The sequence below is a fragment of the Dehalobacter sp. MCB1 genome, assembly GCF_003590275.1.
Lineage (GTDB): Bacteria > Bacillota > Desulfitobacteriia > Desulfitobacteriales > Syntrophobotulaceae > Dehalobacter.
In genome coordinates, this window is sequence record NZ_LXPC01000013.1 from 1 (window position 1) to 24,101 (window position 24,101).

General features: G+C 45.8%; 21 protein-coding genes. 19 read left to right on the forward strand and 2 right to left on the reverse strand.

Going from position 1 to position 24,101, the window contains the following annotated elements; genetic code table 11:
* Positions 1-79 precede the first annotated feature (79 nt).
* A complete protein-coding gene (locus A7K50_RS09960; RefSeq protein ID WP_119775962.1) occupies positions 80-1,879 on the reverse strand; it encodes a ribonuclease J in 1,800 nt (599 codons plus the stop codon).
* 199 nt (positions 1,880-2,078) lie between these two features.
* Here A7K50_RS09960 and A7K50_RS09965 point away from each other — a divergent pair, with 199 nt between their 5' ends.
* The 17 genes from A7K50_RS09965 (at position 2,079) to A7K50_RS10045 (ending at position 20,680) form a co-directional block, all read left to right on the forward strand.
* Positions 2,079-2,345: a hypothetical protein gene (locus A7K50_RS09965; protein ID WP_119775964.1), complete on the forward strand. Its 267-nt coding sequence runs from the start codon at positions 2,079-2,081 to the stop codon at positions 2,343-2,345.
* Positions 2,342-5,017 carry a valine--tRNA ligase gene (locus A7K50_RS09970; protein ID WP_119775966.1) on the forward strand — a complete coding sequence of 892 codons (2,676 nt, stop codon included), beginning with the start codon at positions 2,342-2,344 and terminating at the stop codon, positions 5,015-5,017. The genes A7K50_RS09965 and A7K50_RS09970 overlap by 4 nt, the downstream gene beginning before the upstream one ends.
* 22 nt (positions 5,018-5,039) lie before the next feature.
* Positions 5,040-6,374 (forward strand): folylpolyglutamate synthase/dihydrofolate synthase family protein, encoded by a 1,335-nt coding sequence (locus tag A7K50_RS09975; RefSeq protein WP_119775968.1) that lies wholly within the window; start codon positions 5,040-5,042, stop codon positions 6,372-6,374.
* A 31-nt stretch (positions 6,375-6,405) separates the two neighbouring features.
* A complete protein-coding gene (locus A7K50_RS09980) occupies positions 6,406-7,113 on the forward strand; it encodes an SPOR domain-containing protein (RefSeq protein WP_119775969.1) in 708 nt (235 codons plus the stop codon).
* A 132-nt stretch (positions 7,114-7,245) separates the two neighbouring features.
* Positions 7,246-7,878 carry a redox-sensing transcriptional repressor Rex gene (locus A7K50_RS09985; RefSeq protein ID WP_026156264.1) on the forward strand — a complete coding sequence of 211 codons (633 nt, stop codon included), beginning with the start codon at positions 7,246-7,248 and terminating at the stop codon, positions 7,876-7,878.
* 307 nt (positions 7,879-8,185) lie between these two features.
* Positions 8,186-9,787: a citramalate synthase gene (gene cimA, locus A7K50_RS09990; protein WP_119775971.1), complete on the forward strand. Its 1,602-nt coding sequence runs from the start codon at positions 8,186-8,188 to the stop codon at positions 9,785-9,787.
* A gap of 262 nt (positions 9,788-10,049) precedes the next feature.
* Positions 10,050-10,655: a Maf family protein gene (locus A7K50_RS09995; protein WP_119775973.1), complete on the forward strand. Its 606-nt coding sequence runs from the start codon at positions 10,050-10,052 to the stop codon at positions 10,653-10,655.
* A gap of 29 nt (positions 10,656-10,684) precedes the next feature.
* Positions 10,685-11,368 (forward strand): DNA repair protein RadC, encoded by a 684-nt coding sequence (gene radC, locus A7K50_RS10000; protein WP_026156266.1) that lies wholly within the window; start codon positions 10,685-10,687, stop codon positions 11,366-11,368.
* Positions 11,369-11,600: 232 nt separating this feature from the next.
* A complete protein-coding gene (locus A7K50_RS10005; RefSeq protein ID WP_020491440.1) occupies positions 11,601-12,617 on the forward strand; it encodes a rod shape-determining protein in 1,017 nt (338 codons plus the stop codon).
* An 18-nt stretch (positions 12,618-12,635) separates the two neighbouring features.
* Complete coding sequence (gene mreC, locus A7K50_RS10010; protein WP_119775974.1) at positions 12,636-13,499, forward strand: rod shape-determining protein MreC; 864 nt, start codon at positions 12,636-12,638, stop codon at positions 13,497-13,499.
* Positions 13,499-14,014 carry a rod shape-determining protein MreD gene (mreD, locus tag A7K50_RS10015; RefSeq protein WP_020491442.1) on the forward strand — a complete coding sequence of 172 codons (516 nt, stop codon included), beginning with the start codon at positions 13,499-13,501 and terminating at the stop codon, positions 14,012-14,014. Before mreC ends, mreD begins: the two co-directional genes overlap by 1 nt.
* 35 nt (positions 14,015-14,049) lie before the next feature.
* Positions 14,050-16,128 carry a penicillin-binding protein 2 gene (gene mrdA / locus A7K50_RS10020; RefSeq protein WP_119775976.1) on the forward strand — a complete coding sequence of 693 codons (2,079 nt, stop codon included), beginning with the start codon at positions 14,050-14,052 and terminating at the stop codon, positions 16,126-16,128.
* Between the two features lie 231 nt (positions 16,129-16,359).
* On the forward strand, positions 16,360-17,154 hold the full coding sequence (gene minD / locus A7K50_RS10025) for a septum site-determining protein MinD (RefSeq protein ID WP_119775978.1): 795 nt from the start codon (positions 16,360-16,362) through the stop codon (positions 17,152-17,154).
* 26 nt (positions 17,155-17,180) lie between these two features.
* The gene (minE, locus tag A7K50_RS10030) at positions 17,181-17,471 is read left to right on the forward strand and encodes a cell division topological specificity factor MinE (protein ID WP_026156269.1); all 291 of its coding nucleotides are present in this window, start codon (positions 17,181-17,183) and stop codon (positions 17,469-17,471) included.
* A 192-nt stretch (positions 17,472-17,663) separates the two neighbouring features.
* The gene (rodA, locus tag A7K50_RS10035; RefSeq protein ID WP_020491446.1) at positions 17,664-18,836 is read left to right on the forward strand and encodes a rod shape-determining protein RodA; all 1,173 of its coding nucleotides are present in this window, start codon (positions 17,664-17,666) and stop codon (positions 18,834-18,836) included.
* Between the two features lie 159 nt (positions 18,837-18,995).
* Positions 18,996-19,745 (forward strand): peptidoglycan DD-metalloendopeptidase family protein, encoded by a 750-nt coding sequence (locus A7K50_RS10040; protein WP_119775980.1) that lies wholly within the window; start codon positions 18,996-18,998, stop codon positions 19,743-19,745.
* A gap of 77 nt (positions 19,746-19,822) precedes the next feature.
* The gene (locus tag A7K50_RS10045) at positions 19,823-20,680 is read left to right on the forward strand and encodes a M50 family metallopeptidase (RefSeq protein WP_119776312.1); all 858 of its coding nucleotides are present in this window, start codon (positions 19,823-19,825) and stop codon (positions 20,678-20,680) included.
* A gap of 63 nt (positions 20,681-20,743) precedes the next feature.
* On the opposite strand, the gene A7K50_RS10050 is transcribed toward A7K50_RS10045, so the two are convergent.
* Positions 20,744-21,286, reverse strand: coding sequence for a manganese catalase family protein (locus A7K50_RS10050; RefSeq protein WP_119775982.1), 543 nt, complete (start codon positions 21,284-21,286; stop codon positions 20,744-20,746).
* Between the two features lie 259 nt (positions 21,287-21,545).
* Between A7K50_RS10050 and A7K50_RS10055 the strand changes: the two genes are divergently transcribed.
* Entirely contained in the window at positions 21,546-22,124 is a 579-nt protein-coding gene (locus tag A7K50_RS10055; protein ID WP_119776313.1) for a methylated-DNA--[protein]-cysteine S-methyltransferase, read from the forward strand.
* Positions 22,125-22,226: 102 nt separating this feature from the next.
* Entirely contained in the window at positions 22,227-24,101 is a 1,875-nt protein-coding gene (locus A7K50_RS10060) for a TIGR03960 family B12-binding radical SAM protein (RefSeq protein WP_119775983.1), read from the forward strand.

Below are 24,101 nucleotides of genomic sequence, written 5' to 3' on the forward strand. Positions count from 1 at the left end.
CGGACTCAGGTAATCTTTTTATTGTCTGATGTGTTAAATCTATTCGTTTTCTAAATTTTTTAATATTTTAAAAGGAATATCATGTCGGGGCTTGAATCTTAGGCTTCATTGTTCTTTTCGGACGAGCTTTTACGGCCATTTCCTTGTAGTTGGGCGATTGGTTCGTTGTTTCTCTGGCAGCAGTGTCTTTCTTATTTGTGTCCTTAATTGCTTCGCTGTTTATTTCCTGGATGATGACCAAAATCATCGGACGTCTGCCGGTCTTCTGATAGAGGTGTCTTCCGACAATATCTTTGACCTTGTTTTTGATCGGGGCCCATTGATTGATACCCTTCTGCTGGCATTCCTGCATAGCCTCCCGGATCAGGTACCTGACTTCGCTGATGATTTCCTCCGACTCCCGTACATAAATAAACCCGCGGGTGACGACATCAGGTCCTGCGACCAATGCACCGGTCGGACGGCTGACAGTCAGGACAGTAATCAATATCCCATCCTGCGATAACTGTTTACGGTCACGCAGTACAATATTGCCGACATCACCAATTCCGAAGCCATCGATCAGAACTCTGCCTGCCGGAATACTTTCGGCCATTTTAGCGCCCTCGTCCGTGAATTCCAAAACACTGCCGTTTTCGGCAATAAAGATATTTTCTTTGGGGATGCCGACCTGCTGTGCGAGTTCAGCGTGCTTGACAAGCATGCGGTACTCACCATGGACAGGGAGGAAATATTTCGGTTTCACCATACTGAACATCAATTTAAGTTCTTCTTCACTGGCATGCCCCGAAACGTGCATTCCTGAAATCGGTTCATAGATGACATGCGCTCCGAGTTTGAGCAGCTGGTCGATATTGCGTGAAATGGCTTTCTCGTTGCCGGGAATCGCGCTGGCCGAAATAATGACCGTGTCGTTCTCACTGATTGAGATCTGGCGGTGGTCACCGCTGGCTATTCTGCTTAAAGCCGACATCGGTTCCCCTTGGCTGCCTGTGGTTAGGATGCAGAGCTGGTTGCCGGGATAATCCATTGCCTTGTCTACTTCAATTAGGGTGCCTTCCGGTATATCAAGATAACCCAAATCCATCGCGATATTAATGACATTGACCATGCTTCGTCCGATTGCGGCAACTTTGCGTTGGCATTTGACCGCAGCGGAAATCGCCTGCTGCAGCCTGTTGATATTTGAAGCAAAACTAGCAAAGATAATCCGTCCTTCGGCGTGGAAAAAGGCTTCATCAATATTTTGGCCGACAGACCGCTCGGACATGGTAAAGCCGGGACGGTCGACATTCGTGCTGTCGGACATCAGGCATAGAACGCCGTGTTCCCCTAGCTCGGTAAATTTGTGTATATCCAGGACATCACCACTGACAGGCGTATGGTCGAGCTTAAAATCTCCGGTATGGACAATGGTACCGATCGGTGTATGGATTGCCAGGCCGACAGAGCCTGGAATACTGTGGCTGATGTTGATGAATTCGACCCGGAAAGCGCCGAGCCGGACCGTGTCATTCGGATGAATGACATTGAGTGTCACTTTTGTAATATTTGCTTCCTTCAGTTTGGACTGAATCAGGCCAATTGTAAGGCGTGTCCCATAAACAGGGACATTGAGATCCTTCAATAAATAAGGGAGAGCCCCAATGTGATCTTCATGGCCATGAGTGATGAGTATCCCAGCAACCATTGCCTGGTTTTCAATCAAATACGTATAGTCCGGAATCACGATGTCAATACCTAAGAGGTCTTCATTCGGAAATGTTAGACCAGCATCAACCAGGATAATTTTATTATTATACCGGATGACGGTCATGTTCTTGCCGATTTCCCCGAGACCTCCGAGAGGAATAATTTGCAGTTTATTCTCTTTTGTCAAAAACTTTTACCTCCATATTTTGTGTTGCGTCAAACAAGCAGAAAACAAGCCAAAATACGGTTAAACCCAAACGCCCCGGTGTTTAAGCATATTTCAGTAATTTTTTATTAGCCGTTCTGAGGCACATTAACTATTATTATATCACGTATTTATGTTTTTAAACAAATATTACCTGGGAAACCTTTCTAATACAATTTGAATGCAAATTGGGCCCTTTCGCTTAAAACCTTTTGACTTTTTTATGCTGCCTCAGTATAATAAAGAAAACTTTGCTGGCGCAAAGCCTTTTGTTGTTGGCGGCAGTATCGAATTTAGAGTGGGATTGGCAGAGGGGCTGAAAGATTTCCCGATTCATTGCCGGCTGGAACCGTACAACCGTATACTATTCCGGTATGAAGTATGTTATGTGAGTCTTTCGTCCTTTGGGCCGGAAGATTTTTTTGGTTCGAAAGGAGCCTTTTTATGAGTGAGGATCAACAGATGGCCAAAACATATGATCCTGGCCAGGTAGAGGAAAAATGGTATGAATATTGGGAACAAAACGGATTTTTTACGCCCAAAGTTGAACCGGAGCAGAAACCTTTCAGCATTGTGATGCCGCCGCCGAATGTAACCGGGTCTTTGCATCTCGGACACGCGATGGATAACACGCTGCAGGATATTCTGGCCCGTTATAAAAGAATGCAGGGATATAATACGTTATGGCTTCCCGGTACAGACCACGCGGGCATTGCCACCCAGGCCAAAGTCGAAGAACAGCTGGCCAAAGAAGGAACGAACAGACACGAACTTGGAAGAGAAAAATTTCTGGAAAGAGTCTGGGCCTGGAAAGAACAGTATGGCGGTACAATCACCCGTCAGCTGCGCAAGCTGGGTGCTTCCTGTGATTGGTCACGGGAACGGTTTACTATGGACGAAGGATGTTCCAAGGCTGTAAGAGAAGTCTTTGTCAACCTGTACAACAAAGGCCTGATTTATAGAGGAAATTATATTGTCAATTGGTGTTCCAAGTGCCATACGACCATTTCAGATATTGAAGTCGAACATAATGAACGGGAAGGGAACTTGTGGCATATCCGTTATCCGGCAGCGGATGGCGGAGAAGGCGTTATTGTGGCAACGACACGTCCCGAAACGATGCTTGGAGACGTAGCAGTCGCCGTACACCCTGAGGATGAACGGTACCGGCATCTTGCAGGAAAGAATGTGATCCTTCCTTTAGTGAAAAGAGAGATTCCGGTGATTACCGACGAATATGTCGAGAAGGAATTTGGCACCGGCGCAGTCAAAATTACGCCTGCGCATGACCCAAATGACTTTGAGATGGGCCTCCGTCATCATCTGGAGCAGATTAATATCATGAACAGTGATGCCACCATCAATGAAAACGGCGGCAAGTACCAGGGGCTAGATCGTTACGAAGCACGTCGTCGGATCGTTAAAGATCTGGAGGAACTCGGTCTTTTAGTTAAGATAGAACCGCATACCCATGCAGTGGGCGAGTGTTACCGCTGTTCCACAGTAGTTGAGCCCCGAGTCAGCAGGCAGTGGTTTGTAAAAATGAATCCTTTGGCTGAACCGGCAATTAAAGTCGTGCAAGATGGCGATCTGCAGTTTGTGCCTGACCGTTTTGCAAGGATCTATACAGGCTGGCTGGAAAATATCCGGGATTGGTGCATCTCCCGGCAGCTCTGGTGGGGTCATCGTATTCCGGTTTGGTATTGTCAGGATTGCGGAGCTGAAGTTTGCGTGAAAGAGGATCCGGCGGCATGTCCGAAATGCGGAAGCCATCACCTGCAGCAGGATCCCGATGTTCTGGATACGTGGTTTTCTTCAGCGCTCTGGCCGTTTTCGACCATGGGATGGCCCGAAAATACCGCTGAACTGGAACAGTTTTATCCGACGAGTGTTCTGGTTACCGGCAGGGATATTATTTTCTTCTGGGTAGCCCGGATGATTTTTATGGGACTGGAATTCCGGGAAGATGTTCCGTTCCACAAGGTAATGATTCACGGGTTGGTTCTCGACCCGCAGGGGCGCAAGATGAGTAAATCACTTGGCAACGGTGTCGATCCGATTGAAGTCATTAATCAATATGGCGCGGACACCCTGAGGTTTATGCTGATTACCGGCAACACGCCGGGTAATGATCTGAGATTCCATTTTGAAAAACTAGAGTCTACCAGAAACTTTTTGAATAAAATCTGGAATGCCTCCCGTTTTGTGCTGATGAATCTTGAGGACTACCAACCGGAAGCTAAGGAATCGCCTGCCGGATCGGATGCTGCTGAGCTTACCCTGGCAGACAAATGGATCCTGTCGCGCTATGAAGATACGGTTCAGAATGTCACAGCTGCTTTAGAGCGATTTGACCTTGGGGAAGCCGGCAGAATGCTCTATGAATTTATCTGGAATGAATATTGTGACTGGTACATCGAGCTGACCAAAAAACGGCTCTATATGAAAGAAAACCAGTCTGAACGCCAGATTGCCCAGCGCATTCTCTTTGAAGTACTGGAAGGGACCATGAGACTGCTTCACCCGTTTATGCCGTTCTTAACTGAGGAGATCTGGCAGCATCTGCCTGTTAAAGGTAAAACGATTGTGCTCAGCTCCTGGCCCAAAGTTGAAGGGTATCGCAACGAGCAGGTTGAAAAAGATATGAATATCCTGATGGATATTATTCGGGCAGTGCGCAATATCCGGGCAGAAATGGGTGTCGCTCCGGGCCGCAGGGCAGATATCCTGCTCGTAGCTCCCGAAAAAGATATGCTCGCAGTTCTGCAAAGCGGCTTTGCGGATATTCGTCAGCTTGCAGTTGCAGAAGCTATCACAATTCTGCAGCAGATGGAGAATAAACCGCCACAGTCCGCAAGTGCGGTCCTTACTGGTGTTACCGTTTATATCCCACTGAAGGGGCTGCTTGACTTGGACAAAGAAGTGTCCAAGGTTCGCAAGGAAATCGAAAATACGATCAAGGAACAGAAAAGGTTGGAAGACAAGCTCGGCAACCTGGGGTTTACCTCGAAAGCGCCGGAAGAGGTCGTCCAAAAGGAAAGAGAGAAGCTGGATGATATCATGGCCAGAATGCGTTCTTTGAAACTCAGACTATCTGATTTAAGCGAAGAGCTTGAATAAATCTTGCAAAGGATTGAGGATAATGACGGGATACGAAGAGACGCAGGAATATATCAAGAACCTGACGAAATTTGGCATAAACCTCGGATTGGAGCGCATTAAGGCTTTGCTGGAGCGTCTGGACCACCCGGAAAGAAAAATCAAAGTCATTCATATTGGTGGCACTAACGGAAAAGGTTCGACGACCGTGATGCTCCAGTCGATTCTGAAACAGGCCGGTTATAAAGCAGGAATGTTTACGTCCCCTCACCTTCATGATTTTCGGGAAAGAATCACGATCAACGGGGAGATGATTTCACGGGAAGATGTAGTTTCAGGCATTAATAGGCTGAAACCTCATCTTGAGGAAATGGAGCGTCTTGGGATTGAACATCCGACCGAATTTGAAGTCTGTACGGCGCTGGCTCTGTGTTATTTTGCCGAGAAACAACCCGATCTCGTCCTTCTTGAGGTTGGTCTCGGCGGTGAAATTGATTCTACCAATGTGGTTACGCCTTTAATATCCGTGCTGACCAGTATTGGGATGGACCATATGGATTATCTTGGAGATACGCTTGAAGCGATCGCCGGGGTAAAGGCCGGCATTATTAAGGAGAACGTTCCGGTGATCACATCTTCGGACAGGCCGGAAGTTTTGAAGGTCATTGAGGACCGGGCTGCCCAAAAAGGATCCAGGCTGATTGAGGTAGGCCGCGATGTACACTGGCAGCATGCTGCCGATGGCTTGTGGCGTTTTTCCTATGAAGGTTTGTACTGGTCTTATTCAGACCTGGAACTTGCACTTCTTGGGGAACATCAGTTTACCAATGCAGCGGCTACGTTGGCAATCTGCGAAGTGTTAGTCGAAACGTATTCTCTGAATATCCCTGAAAACGCTGTCAGGGAAGGTCTCAAGGCAGTCCGCTGGCCAGGTAGACTGGAAATCTTGTTGCAGAATCCTAAAGTTCTCCTGGACGGGGCACATAATGCCGATGGGATGCTATCTCTGGCTAAAGCCCTTCAACAATACGCCGACGGACCATTGAGAAGGAACCGGTTGTTGCTTTGTCTCGGTATGCTTAGGGACAAAGAAATAGAAAAAGCCGTTGAGATTATCGCACCGCTGGCCGATGAAATCATCGTAACAAAGCCGGATTCCCCAAGGGCTGGGGACTGGGAGTATGTAGCAAGAATCGCACAGAAGTATCTGGCACAGGAAAACGTATTGACGGTCGAAGATCCTGCCGAAGCAGTAAGAAAAGGGCTTGAAAAAATGAAGCCGGATGATCTGCTTTGTGTCACCGGCTCCCTGTATATGATTTCCGGGGTAAGAAAATTTTTGTTGGATCATTATATTTATTGCCGCTCCTTCATATGATCTGAATAAAAAGATTTGAAGGAGTTGCCTGATGGAAAAAAAATTTAGATCAGGTGTTTTGATTTCAATTATAATGGTAATACTAGGATTATCTGCTGTCGGCTGCTTTGTATGGCATACAGGAAAGATGTTTGTCGGGCTTGTTTCCTCAGAGACTACCGCAACCTCAGAAAATCCGTCAAAAACAAGCAGCGAGATTCTCAATTTGCCGGAAATCAAACTTTGGACCTGTCAGATCGGTGTTTATAAGGATAAAAAAAATGCCGAAGCATTGCTGCAGAATTTGCATAACAAGGGTTGCCAGGCCGTAATAATCAGCAAGGAGCCTTATCAGGTTGCGGTGGGCGCCTTTGGCTCTGATGAAGAGGCACTTTCTTATTACCAGGGCTTATTAGAAAACGGCATTGATTCATGGGTCAGGGAAGTGACGTATCCTGCTTTACACTATAAGGTCAGTGGCAGCGAAACGGAAACAGTATTGAAAATCCTCGAACTAGCGAATTCATTATGTGCAAATCTAGGACAAGACTATGACCGAACTGATGCAGCAGATAGAATCCGGAATGTTATAAACAGTGATTATCCGGAAGATTTCAGGCATTTGCAGGATGATTTGAGTACCCTTAATGCTTCCCTGGATAGTCAGGGAAATTCTCAATATAAATATAATCAGCAGCTTCTTCAAGTCTTTGCTGAGTATAAATGGGTTACTTACAAGTATTTTGAACAGAATCCCTGATTATTTTAAGTAAGGGTCAAAAACATTATTAGTACAGTAATATCTTGTGTTTCCTTCCGTTTAATTGCATTTTCTTTGGCTAGTGATATAATTAACTTATCTTTGAAGTCAGACGAAATGGGGGATTTGGATTTGAAAACATTGAAAATTCCTGAAGCAACCATTATAAGGCTTTCCGTATATTCTCGTTACTTAACAGAGATAGACCGCAAAGGAATCATAACGATTTCTTCAGGTGATATTGCTGAAGGAGTAGGTGTAAGTCCTGCTCAGGTTCGTAAAGACCTTGCTTATTTTGGCGAGTTTGGAATCCGCGGAGTAGGTTACAATGTCAAAGACCTGCATAAAAACATTCTTCGGATCATGGGGCTCAGCAATGAGTGGAGCGTCTGCCTCGTAGGACTGGGCAACCTCGGACTGGCCCTGAGTACGTATAAGGGTTTTAAAGAACGCGGATTTTCGATCATCAATATTTTTGACAACGATCCGCAAAAAATTGGGATGAGGATTAACGATATCGAAGTATTGCCGATTGATAAGATGGAAGAAGTCGTCGCCCAAAATCAGATCCAAATTGGGGCAATCACTGTCCCGGCATCCGCGGCCCAGGAAATTGTTGATAAACTTGTTAAAGGCGGAGTCCAGGCCATTTTGAATTTTGCGCCTGTGGTTTTAAATGTTCCTCCCACTGTGGAACTCAGAAATGTTGATTTGTCTGTAAACCTTGAAGTTCTGACATTCAATCTGGGCGGAAAAATGGCTTAAGAACATTGTTTTTCTAAAAATATGACAGCATGGAATCTCATATGGAAATTAAGGAAGGTATTCCCGATATGCTAACACTGGATACCTTCTTTTTTGTTTTTCTGTTGTACGAAGAAAGATTCTACATTTGGAATTTATAAAGATTCAATCCCCAGTCTCTATATGATGGCTAGACTAACCCGAGAATAGCTACTTAACAAAATATCAAGCCAAAGGCTTTATTAATTTCACATTTACAGGTAAAATGAATTATTAAACACTTTTAAGCAATTCTTAGATGTACAGAGTATTTTTGGGAGGGAAGAGAATGGCGGACAAGCATATTTCAATTTATGACACGACGCTGAGGGACGGAGCTCAGGGAGAAGGCATCCACTTCTCGGCCAAAGATAAGTTTTTCTATATGCAAAAGATGATTGAAGCCGGTATCGACTATGTGGAAGCCGGCTGGCCAGGTGCGAATCCTAAAGATAATGAGTTTTACCGTGCGATGTCATCCTGGACGGATTTTGCCGAGAATGAAGACTGGCGTTCTCGGACGAGAGTCGTTGCATTCGGCAGCACCTGCAGGGTCGGCGAATCTCCGGAAAAAAGTGATTTATTGAACGGACTGATTGCTTCCGGAGCAGATACTCTGACGATTTTTGGAAAGACCTGGAAGCTCCATGTTGAGACGGTCTTAAGAACAAGTCTGCAAGAAAACTTAAGAATTATCAGAGAATCTGTCGAATATCTTGTGAAAGCCGGCAAAGAAGTTTTTTTTGATGCGGAACACTATTTTGACGGTTGGCAGGATGACCCTGCTTTTGCGTTAAGCTGTCTGGAAGCCGCTATGCTTGGCGGAGCGAAAGGGCTTGTCCTCTGCGACACGAATGGCGGCACCTATACCAGGGAAATCACGAACGGGGTGCAGGTTGTCAGGAAGGAGCTTTCCCCTGTCGTACTTGGTATTCATACTCACAATGATGGAGGACTGGCTGTTATAAATACGCTGGCGGCTGTTGAGGCAGGAGTGAATCAGATCCAGGGAACCTGGAATGGTTTCGGGGAACGCTGCGGCAATGCAAACTTAAGCACGCTGATACCCTGGCTGCAGCTGAAATTAGGCTATCATCTTCTTGAACCTGAGGTTCTGCACAATATTTCTTATTTAAGCAGGTATGTGGCGGAACTAGCCAATTATCCGTTTGATGAGAAACAACCGTTTGTGGGCAGAAGCGCATTTGCCCATAAAGCGGGTATGCATGTCGATGCGGTTATGAAGAACAACAAAACCTTTGAGCACATTGACCCTGCTTCAGTCGGGAATGAACGTCGGGTCCTGATCTCAGATCAATCCGGAAAAGCAAACTTGTGTTTGAAAATGCGCCGGTTCAGACCTGAGATTGAAAAAGATGATCCGCTCGTGGAACTGGCGATGGAAAGAATCAAGAATGCCGAAAACGAAGGATTTCAGTATGAGACAGCAGAGGGCAGCCTGGATCTGCTATTAATGGAGATCATGGGCAAATATGAACAGCCGTTTACGCTTGAAGATTATCATGTTTGGAGTGATCCGCTGCGCGGTGAGCTTGACTCAGTAGCAGTCGTGAAAGTGCAGGTGGAAGACAAACAGGTTCATATTGCAGCCGAAGGAGACGGGCCGGTTCATGCGCTTGACCAAGCTCTCAGAAGCACTTTGGGTGCCTTCTTCCCGGCTATTGAAGAGAGTGAGCTGACAGACTATAAAGTTAGGGTTCTTGACGGCTCCAGGGGCACAGGTTCAGTTGTCCGGGTTGTAGTTGAAACGAAGCATGGTGTCAATACCTGGGGAACGATCGGGGTATCCAGTAATATTATTAAGGCCAGTGCCAAAGCGCTGCTTGATGCACTTTATCTGGTTATCTTAAGCTCTCGGGGTAAGGCATAGACTTTTGCATTTTGTCGTAAGAGTGTTAATACACGCTGGACTTGTCAAAAAAAGGGAATAATGCTAGACTAATAGGAGAATTAACAGCCGGGGAACGATGACCCTGGCTTGTTAAATATTTACTTCATTCATGCTCCGTTCACAGCGGAACGGTGATCCATAGACTGATCATAAGTTCGGGCAGGAGGGCTTCGTAAGTATTAATTGTTTATAGCGATGTAGATGATTGTGAAGGAATAGAAAGATGCTTGGGATGTGACAGATGATGTTGGTTTTGGCTTCGGCTTCACCGCGGAGGCGTGAGCTTCTGGAGGAATGGGGATATGACTTCAGACTTGTCAGTGCTCCGGTCTGCGAAACTCTTCCGCCTGGTGTTTTGCCTGACATAGGCGTACAGGATCTTGCCAGACGCAAGGCGCTTTCCGGATTTGAAGCGTGGCTTGATTTACGCGGTTCTGCGGATGATCTGGTTTTGGGTGCCGATACCATTGTAGTGTTAGACAACAAGATATTCGGAAAGCCTGCTAATGAGGAGGAAGCAGAACAAATGCTTCTTGACTTAAGCGGAAAAACCCACCGGGTGATGACCGCGATTGCACTAGCCGCAATGGACAAAGTTCGTCAGCAGATCAGCGTGGAGACTGCTGTTGAGATTACAACTGTGTCTTTTCGGGAACTGAAGGTCCAGGAAATTAAGGACTATATTGCGACAGGCGAACCGATGGATAAAGCAGCCGCTTATGGGATTCAGGGTAAAGCTGCCGGGTTTGTGACAGCAGTCAGTGGTTCCTGGACGAATGTGGTCGGACTACCAATGGAGCTTCTGGTACGAAAGCTTAAGGATAGGGAGATTTCCCCTAAAAAATGAAAGATACCTTGAAGCATGAGGAAAAAGAGATGAATTACCGCCGGCTAAAGGACTTGCCTAAAGATTTAAAACCAAGGGAACGTCTTCATCAGCATGGTCCGGAAAACCTATCCACCAAAGAAATCCTGGCGATACTGCTGAGAACCGGTTCGAGAGGAGAAAATGTCCTAGAACTATCTGAACGGATCTTGACAGAAACGGGCGGACTGACTGGTCTGGCTAGATTATCCGTTGATGAATTAAAACAGGTCCACGGCATCGGACCGGCCAAAGCTGCTCAAGTTAAGGCAGCCTTGGAAATCGGCAAACGGAGTGTCTGCACTGATCCGCTGTCACGCCCGGTGATCAACGCGCCATCAGACGCGGCTGATCTAGTCATGGAGGAGATGCGGAAGCTCGATCGGGAACACTTCAGGATCATGCACTTAAGCACCCGAAACAACGTTCTGGGCATAAGTCCTGTATCGGTCGGATCTCTCAATTCATCCATTGTGCATCCTAGGGAGTGTTTCAAGGATGCCATCCGGCGTAACGCAAATACAATTATCTTGCTGCATAATCATCCTAGTGGTGATCCTTCCCCCAGCAGGGAAGACCTTGATATTACCAGGAGGCTTGCCGAAGGCGGAAAAATATTAGGGATTGAGGTATTGGATCATATCATCATTGGGGATAAAAAGTATGTTAGCCTGAAAGAACAGGGAGTCATCTAGTCCGACGATTAATCCGACGGTACCACTGTTGAAAAAAGACCTTAAATGTAAAAAAATAATAAATAATAGGAAATATTCATTAATTTGAATGCAAAAAAATGATATAATAAAACGATGTCATAGCAATACGAAATATGGTATGAAAAATTCCACTTTGTGGGAGACTGAAAAAAGATTGCCAGGCATCACTTGAAATTTGAAATGATTTATCTTGAAGGGAGATTTACAAAACATGGTTTTTTCCAAGGACCTCGGAATCGATCTGGGAACCGCCAATACCCTTGTACATATGAAAGGCAAAGGAATCATAGTACGGGAGCCTTCAGTGGTTGCTATGGATATAGAAAAGAACGAGCCTCTGGCGGTTGGAGACAGAGCCAAGGAGATGATCGGAAGAACTCCGGGAAATATTGTTGCCATCAGACCGTTGAAAGACGGTGTAATCTCAGATTTCAATGTTACTCAGAAAATGCTTAAATATTTTATCAACAGGGCTTTAGGATCAAAATTTTTATTTGCGCGGCCCCGGGTCGTCATTTGTGTACCGTCCGGAGTTACCGCAGTTGAAAAAAGAGCTGTCAAGGAGGCAGCCCTTGCAGCCGGAGCAAAAGATCCGATCATTATGGAAGAGCCGATGGCTGCTGCTATCGGAGCAGGTCTGCCTGTGAGTGATCCTACCGGTAATATGATTGTCGATATCGGCGGAGGCACAACTGAAGTCGCCGTGATCTCAATGGGAGGCATCGTTACTGCCGGTTCGATCCGGGTTGCCGGAGATGAGATGGATGATGCTATTATTGCGTATATCAAGAAAACCTATAACCTCTCCGTCGGTTATCAATCGGCCGAGAACATCAAAATGGAGATCGGAGCGGCCTATATGCCAGAAAAAGGTTTGACATATACCATCAAAGGACGCGATCTCTTGACAGGTCTTCCCAAAAACATTGAAATTACTTCCGAAGAAATTGTTGAAGCCTTAAGTGAACCGGTAACTGCTATCGTTGATGCGGTAAAGAACTGCCTCGAAAAAACGCCTCCGGAACTGGCGGCAGATATCATGGACAGGGGCATTATTATGGCGGGAGGCGGATCACTGTTAAGAAATCTGGACAGGCTGATTGCCGATCAGACAGGGATTCCTGTCCACCTTGCTGAGGACCCGCTTTCCTGTGTTGCGCTGGGTACCGGTAAAGTCCTTGAAAATGAGGAGATTCTAAGAAGGATTGCCGCTTTGCAGAAGAATTAAAAGCGGGGGGAGAAATCGGTGGGAAAAAAAATAAATCCCATGGGTATAGCCGTTCTCGTTTTTGCTGTTCTGCTGACCACTTTGACGACGATCCATCTGACCGGACTCGGCAGTCAGTCTCCGAACCCTGTCGGGAACGCCATGCAAAGAGTACTTTCACCGATAGAAAGTGCGATTTGGAATCTGGGAGATGGGATTAAAGATAATTTTCAGGCGATTTTCAGTTTTCGGACTGTCAAAGCAGAAAATGAGAAACTTCGTAAACAGGTAGAAACGCTCACGGGAGACAATCTTCAGCTCAAACAACAGGTACTGGCTGCCCTGCGCTATCAGGAACTTGATGCTGTTTTTCAAAGTCCTACGCTGGAGAGCTATAAGAAAATTGGTGCCAGCATTATTAACCGTAACCCTTCAGCATGGTATCAGACAGTCACCGTCAATAAAGGCAGTGATCACGGCGTAAAAGTGGATGATTCTGTTGTGGCCAATCTGGGTTTGGTCGGGAAAGTCATTTCTGTCACCCCGAAGACCTCGGATGTTTTACTGCTACTCGACGGAGAGGGACAGGTCGGCGCCTTTGTCAGGGGTAATAAAGGTGAGGCATTTTTTGGGATTGTCAAAGGTACGTATAAGAAAAATACCAGGCTGAATGCCTCAGGAGAACTTGAAATGAATTTCCGGCAGGACGATGAAGTCAATGCAGGAGATTTGGTATATACTTCGGGTCTAGGAGAGGTCTATCCCAAGGATATTCCCATCGGTGTTGTTACCGGGATTAAAATTGATTCGAAAGGCTTGCTGAAAGTAGCCTCGATCGAACCCATTGTTGATTTTGATTCTCTGGAAGAAGTCTATATAGTGAGCATTCCGGAGGGCAGTTGATGAAACGTTTTATCGTAATGTTACTGATTCTAATTGCCTGTCTCATCCTGCCGGGAACAATCTTCCATTATTGGTCATGGGCCGGCATAAAACCTGATTTGGCCATGCTCTGGGTTATTTATATCGCTCTGCATCACCGGCCGGCTCAGGGAATTATACATGGGTTTGTGATCGGCCTGATTGTGGATTTCTATCTCGGAAGGTATATTGGACTCTATGCGATTATTTTAGCTGTCGTTGCACTATTGATCAGTCTGCTTCAGCAGCGTTGGTACAGAGAAAACATTCCGCTTACCATGTTGCTCGTTTTTATTGTAACGGTTCTTGGACAGACCCTGATGGCCCTAATCGCAACCACTGCTGGACTTAACTGGTATCTTGGCGATGCCGTAAAGGTCATTCTGGGAATTTCTTTCTACAACTGCCTCATGGTTCCGCTTACCTATCCCTTAGTCCACAAGTCTTTTACAGAAGGGATTTTGCAGCCCAAAAAGAAGATTGAGCAACAATTATAGTGTTGGTTAAACATGCTTAATAGGAGATGAACACGATGGAAGAAAGGGAGAGACAACCCTATCAGAGACGATTAACCGGGCTCAGCGTGGTTGTCGTCCTTCTTTTTTTAATTTTAGGATTCAATCTTTGGTGGCTGCAGATTGCCAAAGCCTCTTATTACTCGAACCTGGCGGCCGGTAACGTGATGAAAACGGTCACGACGTCCGCGGTCCGTGGGGAGATTGTGGATAAAAATAATATTCTTTTGGCCCAAAGCGTACCGAAGTTTGCGCTGAGCATGGACTGGACCGACCTGCAGAAAGTAAACGCCAACTGGAAAGATGTGGTCGCTGACCTTGCGGTATATATTAAACCGTACTGGCCTTATCCAAACCAATCGGTAGAATTGATTACCGAGGATCTTTTGGTGATGATCCGTAACCAGCAATGGAAGAGCTACAAGAAGGTTGTCATTCTGGAAGATGTACCGAAAGAACTACAAGCGATTATCGCTGAGCACAGCAATGAGCTGCCCGGCGTCAGCATTGAACCGATAGCGGAAAGAGTTTATCCGCAAAATACACTGCTTGGCCAGGTCTTGGGCTATGTCCGGGAAATAAGCGAGAGTGAAATTGAACAATTCAATGAGCAGACAGTGTCCGATGATGACGAATATCACTATACTCAGGGTGATCTGGTGGGGAAAATGGGTGTGGAAAAAAGTTATGATACATGGCTGCGCGGCAGTCATGGCGTAGAAATTGTCAGCGTCGACAGCAACGCGAGACCAATTGACAAAGAAACACTTCAAGAAGCCCAGGCAGGTTATACCTTGCAGCTGACCGTCGACAGCAAGATGCAGCGTGTCGTGGAAAACGAACTGGACAGAGTGATCAAGGATATTCAGAAGACCCATCCCGATGCCCAAGCCGGTGCGGCGGTGGTCATCGATGTAAATACAGGCAAAATATTGGCCATGGCTTCCCGTCCTTTCATGGATCCGAATGACCTGATCGGGACAATTTCGGAGGAAACTGCTCAAAAATATTTCAGCAGTGAAGATGCCGCGTCATTCAACCGGGCGCTGACCGGTACGTATCCTCCAGGTTCGACTTTTAAGATGATTACCGGAATGGCCGCTCTGGAAGCTGGTGTTGTTACGCCGGACGATACTTTTATGGATACCCTGTCTTCGCTGGGGTCCCCGGATGTGCAAAGTGCAGGGGTTGCCGAGTGGGGGGGGAATAATTTTGGCAGGGTGAACCTTTATAGCGGCCTTGCACATTCTTCCAATATCTATTTCCAGATTGTTGGCCGCAGGGTTTTTGAAAGAGATCCCGAATTGATCAAGAAAATTGCCAATGAATTTGGCTTAGGTGTTAACAGCGGTATTGATTTACCGTATGAAGCAGAAGGGAATGTGCCTTCTCCAGCCTGGAAAAAATCTTATTATAAACCTTATTACGATAAGAAAAGAGAAGAAAAGCTTCAGGAAATTGAGGACAAATATGCTCAGCTTCTAGCCAGCACAAAAGATCAGAATGAGAAAGATAAGCTTCAGCGTGATAAAGAAGACGAAATTATTCAGGCTGAACAGGAATATAAAAATAACATTAATGAGTTTGTAAACTGGCGGTTATATGACAGTTTTAACAGTTCGATTGGTCAAGGAGCAAACCACTATTCAATTCTTCAGATGGCTAACTATGTTGCGACCATCGTTAATGGCGGAAAACATTACAAACCTTATGTTGTAGACAAAATTCTTGACCCAGTAACCGGGAAAGTTGTCCAGCAGAACCAGCCGGAAGTTCTAAACGAAGTTTCTGTTTCCCAACAAAATATCGAAACGATCAAAAAAGCGATGTCGGAAGTAACCAGTGGCCAAGGGACTGCAGCCTGGCTTTTCAGAGATATACCGGAGTTCACCGGCGGCGGCAAGACCGGTACGGCCCAGATCGGTTCAAAGGGAACATCCAAAGAAGAAGCTTATAATGGGATGTTTGTCGCATTTGCACCGTATGATAATCCTCAAATTGCGTTTGCCGGCGTGGTGGAATATGGCGGACACGGCAGTGAAACATCGGGTTATGTCGCGAAAGCAGCATTTAAATATTATTTTGACTGGAAATAGTCATATAAATAAGAAATACCGGGGAATTTGATCCTCGGTTTTTCCTTTTTACGAAAGGAAAAGCAAAAGAGATTGTAGAATCTTCTTACACAGAAACAGATCAAAGCCCATACTGGGCTAACATTGGATAAAATTCTGAAGAGGGGATTAATTTTTTACTTACCAATGGTAAATTATAACTGAAATGTAAAACAATGCATTAATTATTTTTGATGAAAGGCAGGCTTGGTTATGGGAGAGACAATTGTAGTAACTTCAGGGAAAGGTGGCGTAGGAAAAACTACAACAACAGCAAATTTGGGGACAGCCTTGGCTTTTGCCGGATTTAAAGTTGTTTTGGTCGACACGGATATCGGCCTTCGCAATCTTGATGTTGTTATGGGCCTCGAGAATAGGATCGTCTATGATATTGTCGATGTTACAAGCGGCAGCTGCAGGCTCAGACAAGCGCTTATTAAGGACAAGCGGTTCAATAGCCTGCATTTACTTCCGGCTGCACAGACGAAAGACAAAACAGCAGTAAGCCCCGATGAAATGGAGGTCCTCTGTGAAGAACTCCGTGAAGAATTTGATTATACGCTGATCGACTGTCCGGCAGGGATTGAACAGGGCTTTTATAATGCAATTGCCGGTGCGGACAAAGCAATTGTCGTTACAACCCCGGAGGTCAGTGCTGTCCGCGATGCCGATAGAATTATCGGACTATTGGAAAGTTCAGACCTGCGCAATCCAAAGTTGATTATTAACAGAATCAGACCGCGAATGGTTAAACAAGGCGACATGATGGATATTGAGGATATTGTCGATATCTTGGCTATCGATCTTCTCGGTGTGGTACCGGAGGACGAGAAAATTATTGTATCAACCAACAGAGGAGAACCCGCAGTCATGGATGGCGTTTCCAGAGCGGGCGAAGCTTACCGGAGGATTGCGCAGAGGGTAAGAGGCGAAGAAGTCCCATTAATGAACCTGGATATGTCGAATTCCCTGATGGATAAACTGAAAAATTTAGTTGGCATACGCTGACCCAGCACTGGGGGGAGGTAATTATGTTGTGGGAATTATTATATCGTGTGCTGGGCAAGGAAAATTCCGGAAGCCGTAGTCAAGCCAAAGACCGGCTGCGGTTGGTTCTGGTTCATGACCGTGCCACGATATCGCCCTATCTGATGAACCGCTTGAAAGAAGATCTGGTCAAGGTGATATCAAATTATATGGTGATTAACGAGGATGGATTGGAGGTATACCTGAATCAAGATGAGAGGGAAGTCGCGCTGATGGCCAGTGTTCCTGTGAAAAAAATTAGAAGGGACTATATGGAGAGAACACAGTCGATTTCGTGATATCTGTAGCCGTACAAATAATCAGCCGCTGCGTCGAAATAAGAAAACGATAGCTTTTCTTGTTTCAACGCAGCGGCTGATTATATTTTGATTACAAATACGTCAAATACCAAATGCTTCAGTCAAGTTAGCATTGTGAATGGAGAGATCTGTGATATAATTTTGGGTAGCAGCCGATATATGGAGTATTATATGATAAAAGAAAGAAATTGGAATTTTATTAGAGGTCTCGATTTTGGAATGGTCCTGGCACTTGTGCTGCTTTTAGGGGCGAGTCTGCTGATCTTAAGCACGGCTTCCATTAATGTTATGGCGTCAGACCCGTATCATTATGTAAAAACTCAGGTGGTCTGGATCGCTACGGGAATTGTTCTCGCAGTTATTATTGCGTTCACTGATTATGAAAACTATAAAAAGATTGGTATCTGGATCTATGCTTTCAATATATTCCTGCTTCTTCTCGTTTTTGCTTTTGGTTCTGAAGCCAAGGGCGCACAGCGCTGGATACCTATCACCTCTACGCAAAGCATTCAGCCCTCGGAATTTGCCAAAGTACTGCTGATTGTTACATTTGCCAGCTTTCTCAATGAGAGGGAAGGAAAGCTGAACAATGTAAAGGATTTTATTCTGCCCCTGCTGTTTGTACTACCGCCTACTTTATTAATATTTCTTCAGCCTGATTTAGGGACTGCGATGGTGTTCGGCGCGATTTTTATTGGAATGATGTTTGCTGCCGGGGCGAATCCGATTAAATTTGGGGCGGTAATTGTCGGCTGCATTGGGACGGCTATTGGTGCTGTTGCATTGCATTTATCCACGAACCTTCCCGGGCCGCTGAAATTTCTGGAAGGATTACCACTCCCTTTGAAAGATTATCAGATCAACCGGTTCATTGCTTTTCTGGATCCCGCCAAGGACACTTCAGGAGATGGATATCATGTTATTCAGTCGGTGTGGGCCATAGGTTCCGGAGGTATTTGGGGCAAAGGGTATCAGCAGGGTACCCAAGCCCAGTATAATTTTTTACCTGAGCATCATACAGATTTCATATTTTCTGTTGTGGGCGAGGAGTTTGGCTTTATCGGAACATCGATACTGCTTTTCGTCTTCTGTATTCTGCTTCTGCGGATGATCACTGTAGCTACCAAATCGAGGGACAGGTATGGAGTTCTGATTGTCTCCGGAGTTGTATCGATGATTGTATTTCATGTTTTCATCAATGTAGGGATGGCTTCAGGGATTATGCCTGTCACTGGAATTCCCCTGCCGTTTATTACTTCCGGGGGCAGCTCAATGTGGGCAAATATGCTTGCGGTCGGGTTGGTCTTAAGTGTAAGTCTCAGAGGAGAGCGACGAATGTTCTGACACTTTCAATGGATAAAAGTTAACAGACCATTATTCGGATCTCTAAAGAAATTTCTAAAAGAACATTTTCGTCTGGAAGATGTTCTTTTTTTCGTATTTTTTCATATTCTTTATAAGGGTTGTCTCCCTGAAGGAAAACCTTTATAAGGCGGTGGATGAATGGATCCGTTTGAGCGCTGGGATGACTGGGAATTTGAAAAGGCTGCCCGGGAGATCGGACGTGGTTACAGGGATGATCAGGAATATATCAGGAGCAACTGGAAAGATCATCGGACTTATTTCGATAAAAGACCTTCCGGAGGTCTTTTGGCTGGTTGGAACGGCAGTCAGAAAAGAGTACTTCTTTCAGCTTTTTTGTTTTTAACGATTGTCTTCAGCGCCAGCGGGGAGGATTTTGTTTCCAAAGGCGTCTATACTGTTTATCAGGGCGGTATGAACAGCGGAAATATCTATGCGGCATTAAACACGATGGCGAAAGAAGCAATAGGCCTTCAGAACACTGAAAGCCTGCCGGTGAATTCTGTTAAAGAAGAGATTTTTTATCCTCCGGTAGCCGGAGCTGTCAAAGTGGCGTTTGAGAGCAAGAATGATGACGGTACAATTAGCAGCGGCATTGAAATTGAAAGTACGCTGGGGACTGCTGTACTCAGCCCCCAGGAAGGAGTTGTACTCGAAGTCAGTGAGAATGAAAAATTTGGGAAAGTGATACGGATTAACTTTGGCAATGGCTGGGAAGGCTTTTTGGGGAATTTTGGCGATATTAATGTCGAACAAGGCGAACCTGTTTCGATGGGGAAAAAATTAGGAACAGTAGGCATCAGCTCAGCGCGGGAAAAACCCTGGCTTTACCTAGAACTGCAAAAAGACGGTCAGCCGGTCGACCCCTTGACATACCTAATTCAGAACTAGTATATCAATTCAAAAGTTCCGATAACACTTAATTTTTTAATGGATCTGCTAGGGATGGAGGACAGAGGGGGATGAAGATGAAAATTAAAGTTCACCCGACCTTTATCATCCTGTTAATCCTATGTATGCTTGCCGGTCAGGTTGTCAGGGCACTTCTGGTCTTTGGCCTGGTTATTATTCATGAAACCTGTCATATACTTGCAGCAAGAGGTTACGGGATTGGGGTCAGGAGTATCGAGCTCTATCCCTATGGGGGGACGGCTGTTCTTGACGACAGCTTTGAAGGGAAAAAGAAAGAGGAGACAATCATTGCTTTTGCCGGTCCAGCTGTTAATATTGTGTTGTTTTTCTTCATTCAGATTCTCCGTGAGAACGGAACCTTAAGCGGAGCATGGGCGCTGGAATTTGCCAAAACAAATTTCTGGCTAGCAGCCTTCAATCTGCTTCCTGTCCTGCCTCTTGACGGCGGCAGAATTGTCCGTGGCCTGCTGGCGGGGTCCTTCGGTTTTGTTGTGACCACTCGATTCCTGGCGGCAGCCGGCAAATGCCTGGGGGGTATTTTTATTTTAGCTGGTTTCCTGATGCAGGGAATAGGATTTTATATTTATGACCCAGTTCTTTTTATTGTTCTTGGTATCTTTTTCTGGATTGGCAGCGGCAAAGAGCTGAACAATGCCAGAATTGTTTTTTTAAAGCAGATTTGCCGCAAGAAGGAGCGTCTTTTGGGGCAGGGACTGATGCCTGGAAGGACGCTTGCGGTAAGCAGGGATACTGCAATTAAACAGATTATTGATAAGTTTTCTGCTGATTATTTTAGCCTGGTTAGTGTGATGGGCAAAGACGATAAGATTGAAAGAACACTCAGTGAGACTGAAGTTGTCCAGGGTATGATGGATTTTGGGCTTGACTGTAAAGTCGGAAAATTAAAAGGCTAAAAGTCTGATTCCCAGCCAAAGTGTTTTTCTTTCCTGTTGAATCATATATAATGAAAGTAAATATCAGAAGCTCATTCGGTATTCCCTAATTAAAGTGCTAAAACTTCCTGGGTCAGCACCCCGAAAGATCAAAGTTTGGGCTTTTTCAAAAAGGTGCTTGTGGACATCTTCTCTGCTGCCTAGAAAGCGAATCATTTTTTTCAGGCCAGGATCGTTAGTCATTGTCAAATGTGTGTCATAAAGCATTTTTGCGCGGATCTCAGCTTCAGCATCAGCTTGCAGCATCGCAGCAGGATCAAAGCTTTGATCGACATAGGTAAGGTTCCAGGGTACACCTTCGGAATTGACGTAACAGAGCTGTGGTCCTTCCAGTTTGCTGATTGCCGAAGCAATCATCTCCATATGGCTATGTTCTTCCGCTGCGATAAGACCTAATAATTCTCTGACAAAGAGGTTGGGCATATTAGCGCGATGATTCATATACTGGGTGGCTGCGGAGAACTCGCTGTCTTTTCCGCCGTAATGTTCCAGCATGATCCGGCCGAACTGCGGGTCAGGATAATTGACTTCTACTGGAAATAACAGCGCATTGGCGTATTTAAACATATTTCTTCCCTCCTATACTCATTTTGGCTTGTTTTTCATACGAGCAATTACTGCATTATATTATTCTATCTGAGGATTGGTCACCTGTCTTTGCCAGCTCAACGGTTAATGGATTGGCAGATTGGTCATTCAAATAGATGAAGGGAGCTAGTACCCGGTCAACTTTAAATCTACATGTTCCCGCTGGCTTAATTTCAGAAATTTTCTTCAGCGGTTTACGTGCATTTTAGGGTTGATGTACTCGGATGTCAACATGAACATTACCTATACTTGCACTGTGGATACCCCTTTAGGAAAAATGACAGCTGCGGCAACTCGGGATGCACTGAGCGGTTTGTGGTTCATCGGCCAGAAATATTATCCTGCCGGTACTTCTGAATGGATAGACAATCTAGAATATCCCGTTTTTGAGGCGTTGCGACGGTGGCTGGATTTTTATTTTTCCGGACAGGAAAGACAAGCAGCTTGGGCAGAGGAACGGGTAACAAGAATGAAAAGAAATACGGAAGGAATCATCGAGGGTATTCCAGCCCCAAAAATGGATCTGCGCCTGGCTCCTGAGGGGACCAACTTTCAGAAGGCAGTCTGGGAGATACTACTACAGATACCGCATGGAAAAGTTATGACTTACGGGGAAATTGCCCAACGTATGGCCCGGGCCCGGGGGCTAACCTCGATGTCCGCTCAGGCGGTAGGCGGTGCAGTCGGGCATAATCCAATTTCCATTTTGATTCCGTGTCACCGCGTGATCGGCCGCAATAGAAAACTCACCGGTTATGCCGGCGGCCTGGAAAAAAAGAAAGCCCTCCTGCGTCTGGAAGGCAGGTTTTTTGCTTAGGAATAACCTGCTGTGCTATAATAATTTATCCATAACAAATAACATTACGGAGACCTACCCGGATAAAACAGATGGCTATTAGGCTCAAGGGGGTAAACACAAATGAATCAGAAGGATCATCAATGGATCCGTCGGAAACTTGACCGGGTTTTGCCGCAAGTGATCAAACCTGGTCGTTATGTCGGCGGTGAATGGAATATGATAAAAAAAGACTGGGAAAAGACAGATGTACGAGTGGCATTTGTCTTTCCTGATGTATATGAAGTCGGCATGTCCAATCTTGCTTTGCGTATCCTGTACGGCCGTATCAATTCTTATGAAGCTTTTCTCTGTGAAAGGGCCTTTGCTCCGTGGCCAGATATGGAAGAAAAATTAAAGCAGGGAGGGATCCCGCTTTACACACTGGAATCTTTTCGCCCTTTGCCGGATTTTGATATGGTTGCATTCACACTGCAATACGAGCTTAGCTATACGAATATTTTGAATATCCTGAAACTCAGCGGAATACCGTTAAAATCAGAAGACAGAAAAACCGGCCCGGAAAGCGGGGGCGACTATCCTTTCATATTTGCCGGTGGTCCATGTGCCTACAATCCTGAACCTCTGGCGCCTTTTGTAGATTTTTTTTTCCTGGGAGAAGGGGAAGAACAATTTCCTGAAGTTCTTCAAGTAATTCGGCAAGCCAGGAAAAACGGAAAAATGAAGGAAGATATTCTGGTCGAACTGGCTCAGATCCAGGGGATTTATGTGCCGGTTTTTTATGAGGCCGAATACAAGACTGACGGTTCGATCCGGCAAATCACAGTCAAGGAAGGAATTCCAGAGACAGTCAAAAAGGTAGCGCTGCAGGACTTCAGCTCTGCCTACTTCCCGGAAAAAGTAATTGTCCCGTATACAGAGGCTATTCATGACCGCGTAATGCTTGAAGTGATGAGGGGTTGCACCAGAGGATGCCGCTTTTGTCAGGCCGGAATGATTTACCGGCCACTTCGGGAACGGTCTCCCGAAGCTTTGATTGAACAGGCGGAGAATTCCATCAAGGCCACCGGCTATGAAGAGATCTCACTTGTTTCACTGTCCACAAGCGATTATACCTGCATTAACGGTGTCCTAGAAGGCCTGATGGTCAAAATGGAACCCAAAGGGGTCAGTGTGTCCCTACCCTCGCTCCGCCTGGATTCATTTGATGTTGAGATCGCCGAACAGGTCCAAAAAGTGCGTAAATCCGGACTGACGTTTGCGCCGGAAGCAGGAACACAGCGCTTAAGAGATGTTATTAATAAAGGCGTGACGGAGGGAGATCTTTTAAGGACGGCAGAAGCAGCCTTTAAGGGAGGCTGGAGCAGTATCAAACTGTATTATATGATTGGACTTCCGACCGAAACCTATGAGGACCTGGACGGAATCATTGAACAGGCCAGAAAAGTCCTGGAGTTGTCGAGGAAACTTGGCAAACGTGGCTGCAGGATCACGGTATCGGCAAGTTCTTTTGTCCCTAAACCCCATACACCTTTTCAATGGGTGGCCCAGGATTCTATGGCAATTCTACGGGAAAAACAGGAATACCTCCGCAAGAGACTGCGGGACTACCGGATCAAGTTTATCTATCATGATGTGGAAGCAAGCTTCTTGGAAGCTATATTTGCGCGAGGCGACCGCAAAGTTGCGGAGCTGCTGGAATGGGCAGTTAATGCCGGCTGCAAGTTTGACGGGTGGAGCGAGCATTTCAGGTATGATCTTTGGAAACAGGGAATGGAGGAAACCGGTATCGATCCGTATTTCTATGCCAACAGGCAGATAGCGGAGGATGAGATTCTTCCCTGGGACCATCTGAGCTCAGGGGTCAGAAAATCTTATTTGCTAGAAGAATACAAGAAAGCCCTCGCAGAGGCTGTCACGCCTGACTGCAGAGGAAGATGCAGCCGCTGCGGAGTCTGTCCGGATCTGGCTAGACCGGTAAAATTCAGTATGCCTTAA